This window comes from Amorphus sp. MBR-141 (genome assembly GCF_053628695.1).
Map to the genome: position 1 here is coordinate 1 of NZ_JBRJGW010000100.1, position 1,034 is coordinate 1,034.

Annotated in this window: 1 protein-coding gene; it reads right to left on the bottom strand. The window is 62.2% G+C overall.

The window, feature by feature from the left end:
• Window positions 1-603 precede the first annotated feature (603 nt).
• The gene (locus ACSSVZ_RS28200) at window positions 604-963 is read right to left on the bottom strand and encodes a helix-turn-helix domain-containing protein (protein WP_453974183.1); all 360 of its coding nucleotides are present in this window, start codon (window positions 961-963) and stop codon (window positions 604-606) included.
• Between the last annotated feature and the right edge of the window lie 71 nt (window positions 964-1,034).

Genomic DNA, 1,034 nt, shown 5'->3' on the forward strand with positions numbered 1-1,034 from the left:
GCGTCTCCGCCGCTTGCTCAACCCGCGCCCTATGGCGTAGCAGAAACGACCGAGGCTCTAATCGCAGCTGGATGACAGTTCAGTGGCAGGTCAGCCACTCCAGCCTTGTCTCTAATAAGTCCCAGTACACACTAAGATTTGCCCCGGACGACTCGGTGGGGACTCAACAGGTGAACGAACGGCGTCATTCGGTCGCGAATCGCCGCGGGATGAAATTTTAGCAGCAGCGGCAGCGGGTATCCCGCCGGGTATTGTCCGAATTTATAGGTGAAATTGACATTGGGATCCGTTTCTTGTGCAATGGGATTGCCTCCCTCCCTCTCCGCCATAACCCTTTGACTTTCATCGTCTTTCTTGGCCGCCAGTCCCCCGTCGCGAATCCCTCCGACAGTTCCGCGGGTCGCGGTGACCGCGCTTTCGAATCACCGGACGGAGAATCCCCAGCACCGTGCCGACGCGCCGGCTGGGATCCCCATGACCCTCTGCAAGCCGGCGTCACCAACCGGCTGGGAGCGCATTCGGGCTCGGGTCATCCACCTCCCGACGAGGTTGCGCGGCGGCCTCTGACCAGAGGCTCACATTCCCGGGCCCGGCCCAACGACTTCAGCCGCACAGACTCAATCCGCTGGTGGCGTAGAACCCTACGCCTTGCACTGTCTCGATGGGCAAAGCCTGGCCCGTCCCGTCACGCACCTTCATCCGGAGCCTCGATACGAGGGCGTCGAGATTGCGACGACCGTTGTCGGTGTCGCGGTCTCCGAGCGCCTCAAGGACGACACCCCTCGCCACACTCCGTCCGCCTGCGCGGGCCACGCAGCTTACGAAGCGGGCTTCGCGAGGGGTCAACTTGACTGAACGTCCGCTGGGTGCGGACATTCGCATTGCCGCAACATCATAGACCCAGTCTGGGCCCTGATCCTGCTCGACATGCTTCTTCTTCTGAGAGTCGGACTCGAAACTCATGGAGCGCGGGCCAGACGTCTTGCGAGGAGCATGACGGAGGCGGCGTGCAGGAAGGCTTCAGCCGAGGCGAT